14 protein-coding genes and 2 tRNA genes are annotated in these 20405 nt (G+C 63.2%); 9 read left to right on the top strand and 7 right to left on the bottom strand.

Annotated elements, in window-relative coordinates:
• Nucleotides 1–499: 499 nt before the first annotated feature.
• On the bottom strand, nt 500–1651 hold the full coding sequence (locus QCE88_RS10280) for a glycosyltransferase family 4 protein (RefSeq protein WP_309901528.1): 1152 nt from the start codon (nt 1649–1651) through the stop codon (nt 500–502).
• 248 nt (nt 1652–1899) lie between these two features.
• Nucleotides 1900–2436 (bottom strand): GNAT family N-acetyltransferase, encoded by a 537-nt coding sequence (locus QCE88_RS10285; protein WP_309832479.1) that lies wholly within the window; start codon nt 2434–2436, stop codon nt 1900–1902.
• Nucleotides 2437–2805: 369 nt separating this feature from the next.
• Here QCE88_RS10285 and QCE88_RS10290 point away from each other — a divergent pair, with 369 nt between their 5' ends.
• From QCE88_RS10290 to QCE88_RS10300, 3 genes are all read left to right on the top strand, one after another.
• Nucleotides 2806–3831, top strand: coding sequence for a DUF1839 family protein (locus QCE88_RS10290; protein WP_309901530.1), 1026 nt, complete (start codon nt 2806–2808; stop codon nt 3829–3831).
• A 1000-nt stretch (nt 3832–4831) separates the two neighbouring features.
• Nucleotides 4832–5578 (top strand): Crp/Fnr family transcriptional regulator, encoded by a 747-nt coding sequence (locus QCE88_RS10295; RefSeq protein WP_309901532.1) that lies wholly within the window; start codon nt 4832–4834, stop codon nt 5576–5578.
• A 31-nt stretch (nt 5579–5609) separates the two neighbouring features.
• Entirely contained in the window at nt 5610–7025 is a 1416-nt protein-coding gene (locus tag QCE88_RS10300) for an undecaprenyl-phosphate glucose phosphotransferase (protein WP_309901534.1), read from the top strand.
• A gap of 75 nt (nt 7026–7100) precedes the next feature.
• Here QCE88_RS10300 and rpiA read toward each other — a convergent pair whose 3' ends face one another.
• From rpiA to rnr, 5 genes are all read right to left on the bottom strand, one after another.
• Nucleotides 7101–7790, bottom strand: coding sequence for a ribose-5-phosphate isomerase RpiA (rpiA, locus tag QCE88_RS10305; protein WP_309901536.1), 690 nt, complete (start codon nt 7788–7790; stop codon nt 7101–7103).
• Nucleotides 7791–7854: 64 nt separating this feature from the next.
• Nucleotides 7855–8250: a SirB2 family protein gene (locus QCE88_RS10310; RefSeq protein WP_309901538.1), complete on the bottom strand. Its 396-nt coding sequence runs from the start codon at nt 8248–8250 to the stop codon at nt 7855–7857.
• Nucleotides 8251–8263: 13 nt separating this feature from the next.
• On the bottom strand, nt 8264–9097 hold the full coding sequence (locus QCE88_RS10315) for an N-acetylmuramoyl-L-alanine amidase (protein ID WP_409018109.1): 834 nt from the start codon (nt 9095–9097) through the stop codon (nt 8264–8266).
• Nucleotides 9098–9104: 7 nt separating this feature from the next.
• Nucleotides 9105–9848: a 23S rRNA (guanosine(2251)-2'-O)-methyltransferase RlmB gene (gene rlmB, locus QCE88_RS10320; protein WP_309901542.1), complete on the bottom strand. Its 744-nt coding sequence runs from the start codon at nt 9846–9848 to the stop codon at nt 9105–9107.
• Nucleotides 9849–9970: 122 nt separating this feature from the next.
• Nucleotides 9971–12439 carry a ribonuclease R gene (rnr, locus tag QCE88_RS10325; protein WP_409018111.1) on the bottom strand — a complete coding sequence of 823 codons (2469 nt, stop codon included), beginning with the start codon at nt 12437–12439 and terminating at the stop codon, nt 9971–9973.
• A gap of 302 nt (nt 12440–12741) precedes the next feature.
• Between rnr and QCE88_RS10330 the strand changes: the two genes are divergently transcribed.
• From QCE88_RS10330 to QCE88_RS10355, 6 genes are all read left to right on the top strand, one after another.
• Nucleotides 12742–12828: transfer RNA gene (locus QCE88_RS10330), tRNA-Leu, on the top strand.
• A 159-nt stretch (nt 12829–12987) separates the two neighbouring features.
• A tRNA-Leu gene (locus tag QCE88_RS10335) sits at nt 12988–13074 on the top strand.
• 614 nt (nt 13075–13688) lie between these two features.
• The gene (locus QCE88_RS10340) at nt 13689–15620 is read left to right on the top strand and encodes a DUF2957 domain-containing protein (protein ID WP_309901545.1); all 1932 of its coding nucleotides are present in this window, start codon (nt 13689–13691) and stop codon (nt 15618–15620) included.
• A gap of 41 nt (nt 15621–15661) precedes the next feature.
• Nucleotides 15662–16903, top strand: coding sequence for a DUF2957 domain-containing protein (locus tag QCE88_RS10345; protein ID WP_309901547.1), 1242 nt, complete (start codon nt 15662–15664; stop codon nt 16901–16903).
• A 19-nt stretch (nt 16904–16922) separates the two neighbouring features.
• A complete protein-coding gene (locus QCE88_RS10350; protein WP_309901549.1) occupies nt 16923–17753 on the top strand; it encodes an OmpW family outer membrane protein in 831 nt (276 codons plus the stop codon).
• A gap of 17 nt (nt 17754–17770) precedes the next feature.
• Nucleotides 17771–20221 (top strand): DUF6351 family protein, encoded by a 2451-nt coding sequence (locus tag QCE88_RS10355; RefSeq protein ID WP_309901551.1) that lies wholly within the window; start codon nt 17771–17773, stop codon nt 20219–20221.
• The last annotated feature ends 184 nt before the right edge of the window (nt 20222–20405 follow it).

Below are 20405 nucleotides of genomic sequence, written 5' to 3' on the forward strand. Positions count from 1 at the left end.
CCCTTCTCGCCTGATCCGTAGCCGTGTGTGTGGGCGCATCACTACTTTCGCTTTCCCCGGACTGCGAAAGGCATGACAAACGACGCACAGTCAATTCGTCATGCTTGATACGTTGCGTCTTCGTTGCTTCGAATGCCAGTTAGGAAATTCCTGACAGGGTAATCCCTTTGGCTTCGACGTCGATGTTGGTGTGTCGTTCTTACCGCTTCACGTTGCCGTGGCACGTGTCCGTGCTGCGCTTGCGCCGCGCGCGCGCCGTCATTCGTCAGGGAAACTGAAGAATGACGGCGTCGCAGCGCGGCGCAGGCGGGTCCATCTGCCGGCCCGGATAACGGTCGGACCGGTCATGCACTCATTTGAGCAAGCATCTCGTAGGCTTTCTGTGCGAACGCGAACGCTCCTTCGACGGCATGCGCCTTTTGTATGATCCGCCCGCTTGCGCGAACCGGCTGCTCACGACGTGTTTTACGCCGCTTTTGCCGATTCGCCGCGTTTGTGCTCATACCGCGCCGTCGGGTGCGCGGGCGCGGCGCGGGTCCATCCCGCTCTGGCGGCGGCGCAGCGAATCACGCTCGGCGAGCGTCTGCTGATAGATCGCCATGTATTCGCCGCTCACCCGTTCCACCGAAAGCTGTTGCAGGTTGTTCCTCGCGCGCGCCGCGTACTGGCCGCGCGCCTGGCCGTCGATGAGCAGCCAGTGCAGCTTTGCCGCCGCCTGCGCGGGTTCGCCGGGCGGCACCAGCACGCCCGCCGCGCCGCCGTCGAGCATTTCCGGAATGCCGCCCACGCGCGTCGCGACGATCGCGCAGCCGGCCTCGCGCGCCTCGGCGATCACCAGCGGCGACGGATCCTGATGCGACAGCAGCGCGAACACGTCGGCGCTGGCGAGATACGGCCGGGCATCGGCGACGAAGCCCGTGAAATGCACCGCTTCCGCGATACCGAGCTCGGCCGCGAGCGCTTCCATGGAGCCGCGATCGGGGCCGTCGCCGACGAGGTAAAGATGCGGTTCCGGCAGGAATTCCGCTTCGCCGGCGGCCTGCTTATGCACGTGCGCAAATGCCTGCAGCAGATCCGCGATGCCCTTGCGCCGATACATCCCGGCCACGCACACGATGTTCGGATGGCGCAGGCGCACCGGCCGGGCGGCGGGCCGCAAGACGAGGCGCGGCGCGCCGACCGCGCCGTTGAGGACAATCGACAGGCGTCCGGCGCCGATGCCGCGCGCCTCGAGATCGTCCGCCACCGCCTGGCTCACAGCGACCATGCGATCGCCGGCACGGACCAGCGCGGCGCTCTTCTGCAACTCGTGATGCACCGTGGTGACGAGCGCGAAGCGCCGCCGCATGCTGCCGAAGCGCGAGATGAGCGCGCCGGTCATCATGTGCGCGTGCACGATATCCGGGTCGAAGCGGTCGATGAGACGATTGAAACCCGCGATCATCGACGGCACGCGCCAGGGCTGGCGCGACTGCTGCAGGGGAATGTGCGTGATGCCGTGGCGCCGCAACAGCGGCTCGAATCCGCCTCCCGACGAGGCCACCACGACCTCCTGGCCCATGCGCGCCTGCACACAGGCAAGGTCGACCATCATGTTGACGGTGCCGTTGCCGATCGTCTGCGCATGGTTGGCGAGATGGACTATTCGCATGAAAGTGCCGTTTGCACGCGCGCCGGCTTGCGCCGGCGGCGTTGATCTTATTGTGGTCGAGGCGTGTTTCGGGGCAGCGCGTGCCGCCCTGTGTCGTTGTTCTTGCCTCGATGCCCGACAGGCTTGCGCCCGTGATGCCGCCGGTGTCGGCCGTGCTGTCCAGTTGCCCGGCTGCCGTTGTCGAATCCTGCTGTCGGACCGTTCAGTGCGGGCGCCGCGCGCGGCGCCCGCATGCAACGCGAATGCGCCTACAGCAGCTCGAAGGTGCTCGCATAGTCGGCGGGGCCTGCGAACTGCACGCGGGACGGGCTGGCCGTTTCGCGCGACTGCCGGCTCTTGCGCGTGAGACCGATGAACGGCATGCCGTGTTCGAGGAACGGCCCCTCGGTCTTGCGGAAGCCGAATGCTTCATAGAAGCCGCGCAGACTCACCGGCGCGGTCAGGCGCACGCCACGGCCCGGCCAGCGTTCTGCGGCCACGGCCAGCACGCGCTCGATCAGCGCATGCGCGGTGCCGTCGCCGCGCCGCAGCGGGCTCGTCAAAATCTTGTCGACGACGACTTCGGGATCTTCCGCATCACCTTCGTGAATGCGCGCATAGGCGAGCACCGGCATCGAGCGGCTCATGTCTTCTGCCGCGAACACATGCGTGCCGGTTTCATCACGTCCATCCGGATCGAGATGCACGTGCGACTGTTCGACGACGAACACCGCACTGCGCGCGCGCAGAATCAGATAAAGCTCACGCGCAGTGAGTTGTTCGAAATCCAGCGTTTTCCAGTTCATTCATTATCTCCAGGCGAGACCGGGATTAACCGGCGTTGCGACGATTCAACCTTACGTGCCGGCCCCTCGTGGCACAGTGCGCCATCGCACCGACCCGAAACGCCGCGCCGCTTCAAATAGGGCCGACCACACGCAAAAGGCGTCCGGGGAAACAAGACGCCAGCACGACGAACACAGCGCCACGCGACTGTCCTCCATCGGTCAGCCGCGTGCGCGCGCACGTCGATAGCACTCGCGTCATCCGGCACCTTCATGGGAAAATCAAAATGCATACCGCCATCGAACGCGACAAAGACGCACAACCACAAGCCCGCCCGCTTTGCGCGCCCGCGGTATCGGACGCCGGTTTTTCCGGTCCGAGGTAACGGCATGAGCGCGTTCCATACGAGCGGTGTGACGGGTTCGAACGCGGGACGTTCCCGCGTCGTGTCACTCGACCCTCTGCGCCTGCGTGCACGGCGTCATCATGCGCATGCGCTGCATCGCGGCGAGCGCATCTGGCGCGAAGGCGTGGCGCCTGTGGACCTGTGGATCGAACTGCTGCACGGCAACGGCCTCGAACCGCGCGCGGCGCTCGCATTCAGCGTCGCTCAGGACTTCGAAGACGACCAGTTCACGCTCGGCAAACTTCCTCCCGACGACATCGAGAAGCTCTATGGCCTGCAGGTGCAGGAACTCGCGGTATTCGACTCGCTCGAAGAACGCGCGCTCGTGCAGACGCGCCGCGCCAACATCGTCCTGCTCGAGACCGACGCCTTCTTTCTGCCCGATACCCGTGCCGATGGCTATCATCGCGAGCATGCCCGCACGACCATCGGCATCGATGTGATCGACCCCGGCGCGCGCCGCCTGGGCTACTTTCATCACACCGGATATCACCTGCTCGACGGCGCCGACTATGACGGCATCCTGCGGCCCGCTACGGCATCCGAAGCGCTGTTTCCGCACGTCGAGTTCGTCAAGCACGTGAGAGATGCACTGACGGGCACGCCGCTCGCGGAGACCTCGGCCGACCTGCTGTGCGCGCATCTGATGCGCCGCCCGCCGCATAACCCGATTTCGCGCTGGCGCGAGGCTTTTCCCGTACATGTTCAAACGATGCTCGAACGCGGCGAAGCGTATGCGCGGCACTATGCGTTCAACGTGATGCAGCAGCTCGGCGCGAACTTCGAATTGCTTGCGCACTACCTGCAATGGATGCGCGAGCAAGGCTTCGACATACCGCTATCCGCGCATGCGGGCGCACGCAAGATCGCAAGCGAGACCATGGTGTTGCAGTGCCGTCTTGCACGCGCGCTGTCGCGTGGCAGCGAAGACCTCTGCGAGGCTTCGTTCGACATCATCGAGGAAGCCTACGCACGCGTCGTTCCTCCCCTCGCGGATATCGTCTGTTGATCATTCAATAGGTCAGCCACGTCCAGTTGATTCGCGTTTTGAAGCACTCGCTTTAAAACACGTTCGAGCCCATGTTTCAAGGGCTTTTTCAATCGCTTACCTGGTGCGGCCAAGGCTCGACAACATGACATCGTGATGTCGATCAGGCATCTTTCGCGCTTGCCGAATCACCCGGCGCCGGCATTGTCCTCGATGAAACATTTCGGCGCGTCCGCGCATTGCGCGTTCATGCTCGCCGCATGTCTTCGGTCCGACAATCGCACAGCAAACGTTTTACGATCGCCAGGGCGTCGCGTGGGCGCTTCATGCCTTCGTGCAAGCCGTGTGTGGGTCGTCGTTCAACCACGAAGGCATCGGAAGCGCGCCCCTTTCCGGCTACGCCTTGCGCGCTCTTTCATGACGTGCGACGCACGCAACGTTTCCGCACTCCATGCTCTTCGGTAGCCGCTTTCCTTGTACCCGCGCGAAGCCTTGCCCATCAACGACTCCGCAGGAATCAACAGGTGCCTTTCGTACAAGGTGTTCGCTGTCCCACCCAAGCCATGGAACACGGATGAATCAATTTTCTTTAACCCTACGAAAGAAGGAGTGATGTTGACGCCATGTCGGGTGACGAGGCTTGTTCCGTGGTCGTCCGACCCATTTTCCCCTGCGTCGGGAGGGATTGTCCTGATGAAACGAATCGGGGCGCACACGTATTCCTAAGACCACCCATGTTCAATACTGAAACAAAAACGGTGCGCTGCAGTGCATCAAGAAATTGTCTCGTGCAATGAGGCCCCGCCAGCATTGCGATTGCCCAGACTGGCACGGTCCTCGCTAATAAGCTCCCGCGATCCGAAGGACAGGCACAACACGACAAGAACACTGCCGACGGATGGCTACGGGGCTGGCGTGGGGCGTTTTCGATCAGGGCCGCACGAGCGATCGATTCAGAAAACGGTCACGCCAGTAAATAAAAATGTGAAGCGCAACGCGCGAAGTTACGAGAGAACCAATCATGCTGACCCTCCAGTCCGACCTGCACGGCAATCACCTGCTTGGCGCACTTCCGGCCCACGAATGGCAGGCACTGACTCCGCACCTCGAACTCGTCCAGTTGCGCACCGAACAATTGCTGTGCGACTCTGGCCAACGCATCCACCACGTCTATTTCCCGACCACGGCGATCATCTCGCTGCTCCACACGATGGAGGACGGTGGCTCGGTCGAGATCGCCGCGGTGGGCCGCGAGGGCATGACGGGCGTGCCGGTGCTGACCGGCGGCGAAACCATGCCCACGCGCGTGCAGGTGCAGTGTCCCGGTTTCGCGTATCGGATGAGCGCGCAGGCGCTGCGCGACCAGTTCGGTCGTTCCGACTTCCTGCGCCGCCTGATGCTGCTCTACATGCAGGCGCTGCTGACCCAGGTTGCGCAGACGGCTGCCTGCAACCGTCATCACTCGCTCAACAAGCAGCTGTGCCGCTGGCTGCTGATCGAGATCGACCGCACCGCGTCGAACGAACTCCAGGTGACGCAGCAACTGATCGCCGACATGCTGGGCGTGCGCCGCGAAGGTGTGACGGAAGCCGCCGGCAAACTCCATGACGCGGGCCTGATCCATCACAGCCGCGGCTGCATCAAGGTGGTCGATCGCGAAGGCCTCGAGGCCCGCGCCTGCGAGTGCTATGGCCTCGTGAAGCGTGAATTCGACCGTCTGCTCCCGCGTCTCCGTGCAACCGAGGCAGCATCGGCCTCCAGCGTTTAATGGTTCAATGATGCAAGCAAAAAATCAAAACATGTTTGCGTGGTCGGCACGCTGTCTGGATGTTTCGCTGATCGTGGCCGGCGGCCTGATTGCGCATTCGATGCGCTTCGCCACGCTCGATATCAGCGACATCGAACGGCTGCTGACCGCTTTCAACTGCGTTCTCGCGCTGTTGCTGTTCCCCGCCTTCGGCGTGTACGACACCTGGCGCGGCAAGCCCCTGCCGGTCATGCTGGCGCGCGTCACGCTCGCCTGGATGGCCGTGGTGGCCGCGGCCCTGCTGCTGGCGTTCACGCTACACCGGATGGATTCGGTATCGCGGCTGTGGTTCGCGTATTCGACGGTCATTACCGGCGCATTGATCATCGGCATCAAGTGCGCGGTGTACAGCAGCCTGCGTGCGATGCGCGGACGCGGCCTCAATCAGCGCAGTGTCGCCATTGTCGGCGCGCAGGGCTTTGCCCGTACGTTGCTCGCGCATCTGAGCAGCACGCCGGAACAGGGCTTCACGCCGGTCTGCCTGCTCGACACCACCGGCGACGAAGAACTGCACGCCACCGGCGTCAGGCATGCGCCGACGAGCGCAATCGGCACGGGCGGCTCGCGCCTGCCGGTGCTGAACGACTTCGACGAACTCGTCGCCAAGGTGCGCGCCGAGGAAATCAACGAAGTGTGGCTTGCGCTGCCGCTCTCGCAGGAACATACGATCTATCGCTTCGTGCACGCGTTGCGCCATGACTTCGTGAACCTGCGGCTGATTCCCGACACGCGCAGCATCTCGCTCTTCAATCATTCGATGACGGATGTCGCGGGCCTGGCGACCATCAACCTGACGACCTCGCCGGTCAACACGCTGCGCATGTGGCCGAAGCTCCTGTTCGACCGGCTGTTCGCGGCGACCGCCCTGCTGGCGCTCTCGCCCTTGCTGGTGGGGATTGCCATTGCGGTGAAATCGACCTCGAAGGGACCCGTGTTCTTCACGCAGAAACGCAAGGGCGCGGACGGACGGCCCTTCCCGATCTACAAGTTCCGCTCGATGGCGGTGCACAAGGAAACCACCGGTCATGTGACGCAGGCGACGCGCAACGATCCGCGCGTGACCAAGGTCGGCGCGTTCCTGCGGCGCACGAGTCTCGACGAACTGCCGCAGTTCCTCAACGTGCTGTTCGGACATATGTCCGTGGTGGGTCCGCGTCCGCATGCGCTCGAACATGACGACCTGTACAAGGATCTCGTCTATGGCTACATGTTCCGCTATCGCATCAAGCCGGGCATCACGGGCTGGGCGCAGGTGAACGGCTATCGCGGCGCGACCGAGAAGGTGGAGAAGATGCAGAGCCGGGTGAAGTTCGACCTGTTCTATATCCACAACTGGTCGTTCTGGTTCGACGTGAAGATTGTCGCGATGACGATGTTCAAGGGCTTCATCGGACGCAACGCGTTCTGATCCGGTCTCTCCAGAAGAAAGAAGGCCCGGCGCTGCGAAGCGTCGGGCCTTTGTCTTTGGGCTGCGTGGCGGAGGTTACACGTAGTCGATGCGCTCGACACCCGACTCGGCGCCGAGCAGGCAGAGATTCGCGCCGCGCGCCGCGAACAGGCCGACCGTCACAACGCCCGGCCACGCGTTGATGCTGGCTTCGAGCGCGCGGGGATCGTCGATCGACAAGCCTTTCACGTCGATGATCTCGTTGCCGTTGTCGGTGATGAACGGTGCGCCGTCCTTCGTGACGCGCAGCACCGGCACGCCGCCCAGCGCCGCGAGCCGGCGGCCGATCGCGGTGCGCGCCATCGGCACGACTTCGACCGGCAGCGGGAACGTGCCCATGACGGGCACGCGCTTGCTGGCGTCGGCGATGCACACGAACACGTCCGCGACCGATGCGACGATCTTCTCGCGCGTGAGCGCCCCGCCGCCGCCCTTGATCATGGCGCCGCTGGCGTCGATTTCATCGGCGCCGTCCACGTACACCGGCAGCGACTCGATCTCGTTCAGGTCGAACACCTTGAAGCCGTGGCCTTCGAGCCGCGCCGTGGTGGCGAGCGAGCTCGATACCGCGCCGCGGTAGCGTGCTTTCGAGCGAGCGAGCGCGTCGATGAAGCAGTTGGCCGTGGAGCCGGTGCCGACACCGATGATCGCGCCTTCGGGCACGTTCGCGTTCACGTAGTCGGCGGCGGCCTGGCCGACCTGTTGCTTGAGTTCGTCTTGAGTCATGGGGAGGTGCTGCGCGAGAGGGGAAATTCGAATTTTATCGGAGTGCGCGCGGGACGCGTGCCGATCATGTCCAGGCGCGCAGGAAGCCGAGCGGATCGTGGCTGTGCGCCACCGACGCGATGAACGCGAACACCACGATCGCCAGCACGCCGTAGACGGCGCGGGCGCCCTTGGTGCGGCCGCGCTTCAGCGCCAGCGTGCCGAGCACGACGTAGACGATGAGCCCCGCGATTTTCGCGCCGAGCCAGACGGCGTTCGCGGAGAAGCCGATGATCGCGACCAGGCCGATTGCGCTCAGCAGCAGAAGCGTATCGATGATGTGCGGAAGGACTTTGGCGGGGCGCGTGTGGAGCAGGCGCGAGTTGCTGAGCATCCAGATCCAGCGCAGCACGAATCCGGCAATCGCGAGGCCTGCGCAGGTCATGTGGAGTGTGCGCAGCGTGAGGAAGGTGTCGCCCATGGCGGATAGCGGGTTAGGGGTTGAAGTACTTGTCGAGCAGGGCCTGGGCGATGGCGTCGCTTTCCGCGTCGGCGTTGCCCGCGTAGTCGGACGGCCGGAAATGCATCTGGAACGCGCTGAAGACGCGGCGCGTCCTGTCGTCGAGCACGCCGTCGGTGGCGACGTCGTAACCGTAGCGCTTCAGCTTGTCCTGCAGCGCCTGCACGTCGGACGGCGCTTTGGGATCGCGGCCGGCGAGATGGGCGGCGACGACGTCGGCATCGGGCCATGCGCCCACGCCGGCATCGTACAGCGTGCGCCAGGGAAAAAGCGGTCCCGGATCGATCTTGCGCTGCGGCGCGATGTCGCTATGGCCGACGACGCGGGTCGGGGGAATGTGATACCGCGCGACGATGTCGCGGGCGAGCTTGACGAGGGCGTCGGCTTGCGCGGGCGGATAGGGTTGCCACTTGCCGTCGCTTAAGGGGCCGATGGGCCCGAGGTTCACGTTCTCGATGCCGATCGAGGACGCGTTCAGTTCGGTCGCGCCTTGCCATGAACTGACGCCCGCATGCCAGGCGCGCTTGTCTTCCGGAACCAGCTGGTAGACCACCGGCTCGCCATGCTCGATGCGCGGCGCATCGGGCACGACGTAATGGACGCTCACCTGGTCGCCCGTGAGTACCGCGAGCGAGCCGGCTTCGTCGATCTCGGTGTAGTGCATCACGAGGAAGCGGATGCGGGAGTCGGCGTTCTTGGCGGGGTGGGTCAGGTCGGCGATGTAGGTGCCGCGGTCTAGGTGGGTGGGGGTGCAGGCCGACAGCGCCAGGACACAACCCAGCGCAAGACCGGAAGAGCGCAGAAGCATCCCCACGTTACTTCTTCACCCCCCTCTGCCTAACCGCCTCGAACAAACACACCCCGCTCGCCACCGACACATTCAGACTCTCGACCGTCCCCGCCATCGGGATATTCATGATCTCGTCGCAGGTCTCGCGCGTGAGCCGGCGCATCCCCTCGCCTTCCGCGCCCACCACGATCGCCACCGGACCGTCCAGCTTCGTCTCATACAGCGACGCCGTCGCCTCGCCCGCCGTGCCGATCACCCACACGCCCGCGTCCTTCAGCTCGCGCAGCGCCCGCGCCAGATTCGTCACCGTGATGTACGGCACGCTCTCGGCCGCGCCGCTCGCCACCTTCGCGGCCGTCGCGTTCAAGCCCGCCGACCGGTCACGCGGCGCGATCACCGCATGGGCGCCCGCCGCATCCGCGACGCGCAGGCACGCGCCGAGATTATGCGGATCGGTGACACCATCCAGCACCAGCAGCAAGGGCGTGCCCGATATGCCATCGAGCAGTTCGGCCAGGTTCTGCGCGAGCGGCAGGTCATTCGCGCGCGCCACCACGCCCTGATGCTGGATGTTGCCCGCCAGACCCCAGAGCCGCGATTCATCCGCCGCAATCAGCCGCACACCGGCTTCCTTCGCGGACCGCAGAAAGTCCTGCATGCGCCGATCCTTGCGCGTCGGGTCGTACAGCACCTCCTCGATCGACGATGCATCCGCTCGCAAACGCGCGGTGACTGCGTGAAATCCGTAGAGAACCTTGAGACGTGACATGACTGATTCGAACCTTCGCTGAAAACTTGAAAAGCACGACGCGGCCCGATACACGAAGCATCGGACCGCGCGGAATGTGTCGCGGCGCAGACTGCGCGCCGCCCGCTGAGCGCGTTAGCGCCTCATCGCTTCTTGCGTGCCGGCCGGCCCTGCGACGCCGACTTCGACGCCGCACCACGCTTCTTTGCCGCACCGCCGCGCGAACCGGCCGGCAGCGTCGCGCCCTTGTTCGTGCCGCCGCGGGTACGCGTGCCGGGCACGGCGTCGTCGTTGGCCATCGGGTCCAACGGTCGCACACGCGCGCCCGACCCACCGCCGCCCGCCGCTTCGCCCACGGCCGCCGCAGCACGCGCCGGCGGCTTGACCGGCACGTCGCGCACCAGACGGAAGTCGATCTTGCGCGCATCGAGATCGACACGGCTCACCTGCACGCGCACGCGATCCGACATGCGATAGCGAATGCCCGTGCGCTCGCCGCGCAGTTCGTTCTTGATCTCGTCGTACTGGAAGTAGTCGGACCCGAGCTCGGTGACATGCACGAGCCCTTCGATGAACAGCGAATCCAGCTGCACGAAAATGCCGAACGACGTCACGCCGTTCACCATGCCGCCATATTCCTCGCCGAGCTTGTCGCGCATGAAATAGCACTTGAGCCAGGCTTCGACGTCGCGCGAGGCTTCATCGGCGCGACGCTCGTTCGACGAGCAATGCAGCCCCAGCTCTTCCCAGATCGCGACGCTGTTGCGCGCACGTCCGCGCGCCGTGTCATCGGCTTTCTGCATTTCGCGCGCGGCCTTCGTGAGGCCCGTGCTCAGGAACACCTCGTGGCCGATCTCCGGCAAATACTTCTTGCCCTGCAGGATGGCGTAGATGGCGCGGTGCGTGAGCAGGTCGGGATAGCGTCGAATCGGGCTCGTGAAGTGCGCATACGCCTCATACGCGAGACCGAAGTGACCGATGTTGTCCGGGCTGTACACCGCCTGCTGCATCGAGCGCAGGACCATCGACTGGAGCATCTGCGCGTCGGGCCGGTCGCGGATCTGCGCGATCAGCGCGGCGTAGTCGCTCGCGTGCGGCTTGGCGCCGCCGGTCAGCGTCAGTCCGACGCCGCGCAGGAAGGTGCGCAGGTTCTCGAGCTTCTCTTCGGTCGGCCCCGCATGCACGCGGTACAGGCCCGGATGCTTGTTGCGCTTCAGAAAATCCGCCGCGCAGACGTTCGCCGCCAGCATGCATTCCTCGATCAGCCGGTGCGCGTCATTGCGATGACGCGGCACGATCTGCTCGATCTTGCCCTGCGAATTCACGACGATGTACGTCTCGGTCGTATCGAAGTCGATCGCGCCGCGTTTCTGCCGCGCCGCGTGCAGCGACTTGTAGACGCCATGCAGGTTCTGCAGTTGCGGCAGGATATCCGCGCGCTTCGTGGCTTCCGGACCCTTCGTGTTGGTGAGCACCGCCGCGACTTCGGTGTAGGTAAGCCGCGCCGCCGAATGCATCACGCCCGGATAGAACTGGTAGGCCTTGATCTCGCCGCGCGCGGTGATGACCATGTCGCACACGAGCACGCAGCGATCGACCTGCGGATTCAGCGAACACAAGCCGTTCGAGAGCTTCTCCGGCAGCATCGGAATCACGCGGCGCGGAAAATACACCGACGTGCTGCGGTCGAGCGCATCGATGTCCAGCGCCTCGTTCGGATGCACGTAATGCGAGACATCGGCGATCGCCACCAGCAGGCGGAAACCCTGGCCGCGTCCGACTGTGACCGGTTCGCAATACACGGCGTCGTCGAAGTCGCGCGCGTCCTCGCCGTCGATCGTGACGAGCGGCACGTCGCGCAAATCCACCCGATGGCGGATGTCCACCGGCCGCACTTCGTCCGGCAGCTTGGCGGCCAGCGCGAGCGCGGCGTCGCTGAACTCGTGCGGCACGCCATACTTGCGCACGGCGATTTCGATCTCCATGCCGGGGTCGTCGATATCGCCGATCACCTCGACCACACGCCCCAGCGGTTGCGAATGCCGGCTCGGGAAATCCGTCAGGTCGACAGACACCACCTGACCGACCTTCGCCTTCTTCGCGTTCTGCGTGATGAGAATGTCATGGCCGATGCGCTTGTCTTCGGGCACGAGAATCAGCGCGCCGTTCTCGTTGATGAGCCGCCCGATGATGCGCTTGTTGGCCCGGTCCGTGACCTCGACGATATGCCCTTCCGGCCGCCCGCGACGGTCATAGCCGACGATGCGCGCCAGCACGCGGTCGTTGTGCATGACCTTCTGCATTTCGCCGTTGGGCAGGAAGAGGTCGTCCTGGCCGTCGTCGCGAATCAGGAAGCCGAAGCCGTCGCGATGGCCCTGCACGCGGCCTGCGACGAAGTTCGATGGATGAGTGAGTTGGTAGTGGCCGCGCTTGTCGAGGCGGATTTGTCCGTCTCGTTCCATGGCCGCCAGGCGCTTGAAAAATCCTTCACGCTCCTGGCGTTTGATCGACAGCGCCTCGGCGATGTCGTTCGCGGCATGCGGAGTCTCGCTCGTGCGCAGCACGCCGAGAATCTCTTCGCGGCTGGGAATCGGATACGGATATTTGCTCAAGGGCTTGATCGTGTTGTTCTCGTTGGGCTGGAAAGTCGGCCGTCGTGTGTTGCCGTTCGCGCCTGCATTGTTCGCTTGCTTGTTCGCCTGCACGTTCGCCTGCAGCGTTCGTCTGATTCTAACACCCGTCATTCAGACGCCACGGGCCTCGCCGCCCGGCCCACGGCGCCCGGCAAGGCTGCGGACGTCGATGGTGGAAACGCTTGACAGACTCGTTACGGTCGATATAATTGCGTTCTCTGCTGTTGAGCAACTCGCCAAAAACGGTTTGCATTAACAGATTTTAAGCAGAGCACACCCTTGCCCAGGTGGCGGAATTGGTAGACGCACTAGGTTCAGGTCCTAGCGGTGGCAACACCGTGGAGGTTCGAGTCCTCTCTTGGGCACCAGATGTTTGAAAAAGCCACCTTCGGGTGGCTTTTTCTTTTTATGCAGGGATCGTGTTCATGGTCGACTTCGGATGGGTTTCAAGCCATCTCGAGTCATCAGACTTTTCGATTGACACGGTTTCGGTTCCCGCTAAAATAGCGGGCTCGCTGTACCCCTTGGCCCAGGTGGCGGAATTGGTAGACGCACTAGGTTCAGGTCCTAGCGGTGGCAACACCGTGGAGGTTCGAGTCCTCTCCTGGGCACCAAGGTCCTCTTTCGCGAGACGCTGATCGTAGGCAACACGAAGCGCATCGCACGCAAAAACCCCACGCATTGACGTGGGGTTTTTTCGTTTCCGGTTCTGTTTTTTGCGACTCAAATTTGAGCGCGTCATGTCGAACCACTCAGGCACCTGCCTGACTTCCTTCGCGTTGATCCATCACGACGAGGCATGCTCCCCCTACGCGCCGCGTCGACTGAACTTCGAGCCGTGCGTGCTACCTCCTTATCCTTGTTTCAGTCGGAATTTAATTAACGACTAAGCATCGTGAAAACGGTCATGGAACGGTTCCATTTTTCAATTCAATTCACCGGATTATCTACGGCCTCTGATTTAGAAGACTTCGTCGATTGACACTCAAAACCGCTTTTATCAGAATCCGGCTTCAGAATGATGACCGAAACAAATCACTAAGAAAAAGCCTTTGCCGATCGACGTGTTCTAGACGCATGGAACGTAATTCGTTCGTCAGAATCATTGCATGACGTTCGGATTAATAAATCCGTCGTTCGTAATCGGCGAACGATATAAAAAGTAAATAGGTGCGCCAGCCAATAATTGACGACGCACCTAATCAATAAATAAAACAGGAGACGTGGAATGGCGCTCCGCCATTTTAGGAACCGGTTCGCCTTGGTCGCCGCTGTCGCCACCATGGCTGCGTGCAGCGACGGGAATGTCAGCGACCCCGCTGCCATCAAGGTGCCGCAGTGTTCGGGCGCCGCTTGCGGACCACAGGGGCAGCCAGTTTCCGCACCGGCGAGCAGCGCACCGCTCTGCCCGGCCGATCAGGCCATATCCGCCAGCACGTATCTCGGCGGGGCGGGTAGCGGCGAGGTGGTGAGTCTCCATATCGACGCAACAGCGATGACCTACACGCTGAAATGGCTGGAGTCGCCGGTGCCGCTGGCTGCCGGTACTTTGGCGCCGACCCGAAAGGGCGTGACGATTTCCGGCAACGTGACCCATCCACCCGCCGGTTCGCTTCCGACCGCTCAGCAGACCCGCTGTGCGTTCGTGCTGATGCCCGGCAGCAGCACTTCCGGCTACTCCACTTCCGCTGACTTCAATCAAGCCAATCCACCGACGATCCTGCTGGGCTTCGGCGTTGCGGGCGGCGGCATTCCCGGCGCGACGATCGAATTCGACGGCTATTCGACCATCACGACGGTCGCGCAAGATCCGGGCGTCCAACAGTTTCTGGGTATTTTGACAAATGCGAACGATCTGCAAACCGTCAACGCATTTCTGAATAATGTGATCACACCACCCTTCAGTCTGGCGGGAATCGCCTGGTCGTTGATCCGGGGAGGTTTTGGTCTGGCTGGCATTACTCCGGATCAACTGAGTATGGTGCAGCAGGTTCTGATCGCGCTGCAAACGCCGGCTATACAGCAAACCCTGGTCGCGTTGCAAGGTGCCCTGAATGCAAATGGCCAAGGCCTCAACTCGCTATTCAGCACCTTGAAAATCCCTTCGATGATCGGCGCGGTTCCGAACCGCCACGTGGATTTTTATCCGTTCCTCGGTTTCTCGAACGTTTCGAATAATCCTGCAAATCTTCAGGGAACATACAACGGTCTGCTTTATCACATCATTCCGTCCGGCGACTATGCAACCAGCGGCACACTCACCCACGAGTCCTTCGACAAAGACGGACAGTGCACGAGCACCAATGCCGCCAATCCGAATTACACGTCGAGCGCCACCGGCTGTCTGACCACCGGCGGCGCCTGGGCTGCCAACCCGGCCGGGTATTTCGACAGCGCGGCGGCGCCTCAGATCGGCACGCAATTCAGTGCGCTCTTCAGCCCGTCCCAGATCCAGTCCGTCGTCGCGACGATCAACGGCATCGCCGGCGCCTTGAGCAATCAAGCGCTCCTCGGCACTGCGGGACTCGTGGACCCGGCCATCGTGCCCGTCCTGCAGCAGACGGCCCAGGCCCTCGGCGGCACGATTCCCTTGCTTTCCGCGATGACGCTGCCCAAGGCCGGCCTGATTGCATCGGCCCATATGGTTCTGGGCCAGTTGAACGGCGCAACCATTCCGGTGATCGTGCGAACCGGCCTCACGATTCCCGGCACCGCGCCTTTCTTCACCAACGCGCAGGTCGACGACGAATCCGGCATTGCCGTCCTGAGCCACGCCACCGCGCTTGCGAGCGGCGCGATCGACGGCAACTACGCCGGGGCCGACTCCAACTTCAAGTACACAGGAACGGTCATCAACGGCGCCACCGGATCGTTCATCGACCCGACAACCCAGCAGCCTGAAACCGCCTTCACGCTCGACTATGGACAGTCGACGCCCGGCCTCATTCACCTCGCGGAGAGCGGCAATGCGCCGTACCAGGGCGACCTGATTGCGGCAGGCGGCCTGTACGCGGCCTTGATTCAAGGGTCGGCGAACGGCGGCCTCGCGTCGTCTTCGTCCGGAATCGGCATGGGCAGCGCCATCACATCGGCTACGGCCACGCCCTACTTCGGCGTAGGCGCGCTGTCCGGCACAGCCGCCCAGCCAGGCAATCCATAAGAAAACAAGCGCTTTCAAACGGAAGTGCGCGGAGGAGATCCATGAAAAACACCATCAGTTCGACGATGGCGGGGGCCGCGCTTTTGCTCTCGGCGTGCGGCGGGGCGACCGATAACACGACGCCGCTGGTGCAAGCGGCGCTGTGTCCGTCGTCGCTCGACTACAAGACAGTCTTCACCGGCGGGGCCGGCGACGGCGAACTGGTCAAGATCCAGCTCGACACAACCCGGCTCACCTGGCAGGTCACCTATGTGGCGTCGCCGGTCCCGCAAAAGCCGGGCACCGTGGTGCCGACGCGCGCAGGCACGTTCGATAGCGGCACGCTCACCCCGGAAACGCAGCTCGCGACGCAGAGTCTCAACCGCTGCGCGTACCGGCTGAACGGCGCGAGCCTCGACCCTGCACGGCCGGCGCGCGTCTTCATCGGCGACGGCGTGGTCGGCGGCACCATTCCAGGCAAGGAGTTCACGTACGCGGGCAGCGGCGGCCAGGGCGCCATCCCGGACACGACCTTTTCCTACTTTCCGTTCATCGGGTTTTCGACGCTCGATACGAATCTTGCCGACCTCGCCGGCACCTATAACCAGATCGGCTACGCGCAGGTGCCCACGCAGCACTTCGCGCCGACGACCATCAACGCCAGCGTAACGATCAATCCGGACGGCAGCTGGTCGCGCTGCGACACGACGGGCCTCTACGCCGGCACATGCAGACAGCCGGGCACGAACCTGACGGCATCCCCGAACGGCAGCGGCGCGTTCGAGACCGATCACTACCAGGGGCAGGTCCCGCCGACGCTGGCGCCGGTGGCACAGGCGAAGGGCTACCTGATCGTCGGCACGGTGCGAGGCCAGCGGGTGCCGATCATGATCCGCACCGGTGCGGCGAACCCGGGCACGCAGCCTGACGCGAACGGCGTCCCGCCCCTCACCGCCGACGACGAATCGGGCATTGCCATCCTCGCGCCACAAACGAAACTGGCGCCGGGCTCCCAGAACGGCGAGTACATCGGCGCCGACAGCCGGCTCGACTACCGCGCGACCGCGCTCGCCGACACACGGGCCACGCTGTTCGACCCGTTCAACGCGTCCCAGGCCTCGCTTTCGACCGTCCTGACGCTCGACTACGCGCAAACGCTGCCGGGCGCGATCGGCTCCACGCACGCGGATGCGGCCAGTGCAACGCCCACCGGCACGTTTCTTTTCACAGGAGGCGTGTTCGGCTTCCTCGACATGTCCGCCCCCGCGTCGCCCTATTTCCTGATCGGCGCGTTCGTCCAGTGAACGGAACCCGGAGCCTCCGATGAAACGAATCTTCCATGCCGTGGCGTGTGCGGCGTTTCTGATGCCCTGCATCGCGTCGGCACAAAGCGCGGGCAGCAACGTCGTGTCGCTGGGATGGCTGCATGCGTTTCCACAAGACAGCAGCAGCTCGCTGAGCACGTACGTCGCACCCACGCCCATGACCGGCGCACTGGGCCTGCCGCCGTCGTTCAATTCGCCGGGCACGGGGTTGAGCGTCGGGCAGGCAGACACGCTCGGCATCACCTTCTCCCACTTTCTGACGGATCAGTTTGCCGTCACCGCATTGGCCGGCGTGCCGCCGAAGTTCCAGGTGTACGGCAGCGGCACGATTGCGCCGCCCGGCCCGGCAGGCACGCTGGGCACTCAAAACATCGGCCTCGGGGCCGTCAACCCCGTCGTGAAGTCCGCGCGCCTGTGGAGCCCGGCTGTCATCCTGCAGTATTACTTCGGACAGCCGACTTCCCGATTCCGGCCCTTCCTCGGCGTCGGCGCCTCGTACAACTGGTTCAGCGACGTCCAGCTCGGCAACAACTTCATCGCGCAGACGCGGAACACGCTGGGTCAGGTGCTGGCAGCGGGCGCAGGAAAGCCCGGTCCGACGCAGGTATCGGCCGATGCGTCGTCGTCATGGCAGCCGGTGTTCAACGCGGGCTTCCTGTTCGACATCACGGAACACTGGGGACTGCTTGCATCGCTGACCTATATGCCGTTGAAAACCACCACCTCGGTGACGATCAAGGCTGCCGACGGCACGGCACTCGCCGTGTCCAAGTCCGACTTGAAGGCGGATCCCCTGATCACGTTTCTCGCCGTGTCCTACAAATTCTGAACAATCGGGAAATCGCGATGGCAAGCCGACTTCACTTCTTTCGCCAGAACGGGCTGCTGGCATTGGCGTTATTGCTGCTGGTCGGGTGCGGCAGCGGGTCCGGGTCGGACGGCTCGTCTTCGAGACCCCCGACCGATAACGGAGCCACGGTAAGCGATGCCGGCGCAACCGCGTCCGTTCCGTCTCAGCCCGTCATCAAGGTGCTGTCCGGTCGCGCGGATCTGGTGAGCGGCGGCGACAGCCTGATCGAACTGGACCTGCCGCAAGGCACGGACGCGCGCAACCTCTATGTCTCGCTGAACGGCATTGACGAGCGCCGTGCGTTTGCTTACGACGCCTCCGGCACCTACATCGGGCTCGTGACCGGCTTGTCGCCGGGATCCAATACGTTATCGGTATCGGGACCGGGTTTGACGACCGCGCAGGAGACCCTCGTCGACCATCCCCCGGGTGGGCCGGTGTTCTCCGGGCCTCAGATTCAGCCGTGGCCCTGCCAGCCGGGAGCGACCGACGCCCAGTGCAACCAGGCGCCCATGTACAGCTGGCTGTATCTGTCGACCGATTCGTCATTGCAAGGGCTGCAACCCTACAACCCGGTCAAGCCGCCCCAGAATGTCGCCACCGTCACGACCGAGCAGGGCGTGAGGGTGCCGTTCATCGTGCGGCTGGAAACAGGCTATCAGGACCGCAGCCAGTATCAGATCGCGACGCTCTACCAACCGGCGCTGGCGTGGAGCGCGGTCAGCCCCCAGCCGCAATTCAATCGCAAGCTCTATATCACGCACGGCAGTCTGTGCGGGGTCTCCTTCGGTGAGTCCGCCAATCCATCAGTCATCACGGATGGTTCTTCCGCCGCCAATGACAGTGTGCTTTATGCGCTGAGTAAAGGATTCGCCGTGCTGGGCACCGCACTGGCCAATAGTGCCGTCGATTGCGATGTCGCCATTCAGGCTGAATCGCTTGTCATGGCCAAGGAATATTTCATCAAGCACTACGGCCGCTTGCGCTACACCATCGGAATCGGGTCGTCCGGCGGCTCGCTGGCCGAGCAATGGGTTCAAAATGCCTATCCCGGCGTGTATCAGGCGTTGCTGGCGTCCGCCGCCTTCCCCGATGCCTGGGGATCCGCTGCGCAGATTGCGGATAACCACCTGTTGCTGAGCTATTTCGGCCAGAACGACGTCAGTGCCAGCGGAATCGCCTGGAGCCAGCAGGCCCAGCAGGCCGTCTACGGCGATTCGGGCAGCCCATGGGGCGCGCGGGACATCGCAGAGGCAGCGGCCGCACTGAGCGTTGATGCGCCGACAGCGCTTGTTTCGTCGCTGGCCGGTTTGGCAGGAGGCAGCCTGATGCCTGCGAACGTCGATCAGAATATCTTCTTGACGGATTTTGCGTTTTTCTCGGCAGTCTATCCGAATGGCGCCTCTGCTTCGCCAACCGCCATCGGTTCATGCCCGAGAATCAACAACCCTGCCGTCATCTTTAACGCGGTAACCAACCCAGGCGGCATTCGATGCAGCGTCACCGATTGGGCCGTCAACATCTTCGGCCCGCGTGTGCAAAGCGTCTGGTCGGCAAACGAACACGCGCTGGGTCACGGTTTCGCGGGCCGTCCGTACGACAACGTCAGGGTGCAGTACGGATTGAGCGCGCTTCAGAACGGTGCGATATCGCCGGCGCAGTTTCTCGATCTCAACCAGAACATCGGCGGCCTGGACATCAATGCCGCTCCCACTGAATCGCGCGTGATAGCGGACGAGCCGGCGCTTCAGAACGCCTATCGGGCAGGCATGATCAACGAAGCCAATCACCTGAACGCCACGCCGATCGTGGATTGCCTCGGCCCGAACCCGGCTGGGCACGACACCTCGCGCACGTTCGCGCTTCGCGCTCGCCTGGATCACGCGTTCGGGAATCACGCCAATCATGTGATATTCGGTGGGCCAACCTTCATGCTGGGTCACGCGACCTGCTTTCTTAAAGCGTTCAAGACGCTGGACACCTGGCTGAACAACATCGAGACCGACGCCAGCGCGGCATCGCTTGCGCAGAAAGTGTCGGTGGACAAGCCCGCGAACGCCGTGGATAGCTGCTTCAATTCAAGCGGCAACCTTCAGCCCGGGCTATGCAGCAACAGCGTCATACCGGTCTATCAGACACCGCGCATCGTGGCGGGGGAGTCCGTTGCGGTGGATGTCAACAAGTGCGAGCGCAAGCCGCTGAACCGGTCGGACAATTACGGTTCAACGCCATTCAGCGATCAGCAGTGGGCTCAAATGCAGGCGATCTTCCCTTCTGGAATCTGTGATTTTTCTCAGCCCGGCGTCGATCAGACCGGAGCCGTTCCCTGGATGACCTACCAGAACCTGGACGGATCGGTGATGTACGGCGGCCAGGCGATGCCTTCCGCTTCCAAAAACTGGAGCGGCGGCTGGGCCAGCCCGGCATTCGCGCTGTCTTTGTATTGATGAAAGATTCAGCCAGTATGAAAACCAGCGTCGCATTCAGCGACTTGTCACGAACTTGCATATCTCAAACTGTTTTCTTTCATTATCGATTCAGACAATCACCAAAATAAACAAAATTGAATTACGCGCGTATTGATTGATTCAGATTCATTGGCAGCCCCGCTCGAACATGAGCAGTTAAATC

Origin of the sequence: Caballeronia sp. LZ035, assembly GCF_031451175.1 — a bacterium.
Lineage (GTDB): Bacteria > Pseudomonadota > Gammaproteobacteria > Burkholderiales > Burkholderiaceae > Caballeronia.

Bases quoted from the DNA above. Each gene is read 5' to 3' on its own strand.
- QCE88_RS10290 (WP_309901530.1), top strand. From the start codon at position 2,806: ATGAGCGCGTTCCATACGAGCGGTGTGACGGGTTCGAACGCGGGACGT.
- QCE88_RS10315 (WP_409018109.1), bottom strand. From the start codon at position 9,097: ATGCTTCTGCGCTCTTCCGGTCTTGCGCTGGGTTGTGTCCTGGCGCTG.
- QCE88_RS10300 (WP_309901534.1), top strand. From the start codon at position 5,610: ATGTTTGCGTGGTCGGCACGCTGTCTGGATGTTTCGCTGATCGTGGCC.
- QCE88_RS10345 (WP_309901547.1), top strand. From the start codon at position 15,662: ATGAAAAACACCATCAGTTCGACGATGGCGGGGGCCGCGCTTTTGCTC.
- QCE88_RS10350 (WP_309901549.1), top strand. From the start codon at position 16,923: ATGAAACGAATCTTCCATGCCGTGGCGTGTGCGGCGTTTCTGATGCCC.
- rlmB (WP_309901542.1), bottom strand. From the start codon at position 9,848: ATGTCACGTCTCAAGGTTCTCTACGGATTTCACGCAGTCACCGCGCGT.
- QCE88_RS10285 (WP_309832479.1), bottom strand. From the start codon at position 2,436: ATGAACTGGAAAACGCTGGATTTCGAACAACTCACTGCGCGTGAGCTT.
- rpiA (WP_309901536.1), bottom strand. From the start codon at position 7,790: ATGACTCAAGACGAACTCAAGCAACAGGTCGGCCAGGCCGCCGCCGAC.
- QCE88_RS10295 (WP_309901532.1), top strand. From the start codon at position 4,832: ATGCTGACCCTCCAGTCCGACCTGCACGGCAATCACCTGCTTGGCGCA.
- QCE88_RS10355 (WP_309901551.1), top strand. From the start codon at position 17,771: ATGGCAAGCCGACTTCACTTCTTTCGCCAGAACGGGCTGCTGGCATTG.
- QCE88_RS10340 (WP_309901545.1), top strand. From the start codon at position 13,689: ATGGCGCTCCGCCATTTTAGGAACCGGTTCGCCTTGGTCGCCGCTGTC.
- QCE88_RS10280 (WP_309901528.1), bottom strand. From the start codon at position 1,651: ATGCGAATAGTCCATCTCGCCAACCATGCGCAGACGATCGGCAACGGC.
- QCE88_RS10310 (WP_309901538.1), bottom strand. From the start codon at position 8,250: ATGGGCGACACCTTCCTCACGCTGCGCACACTCCACATGACCTGCGCA.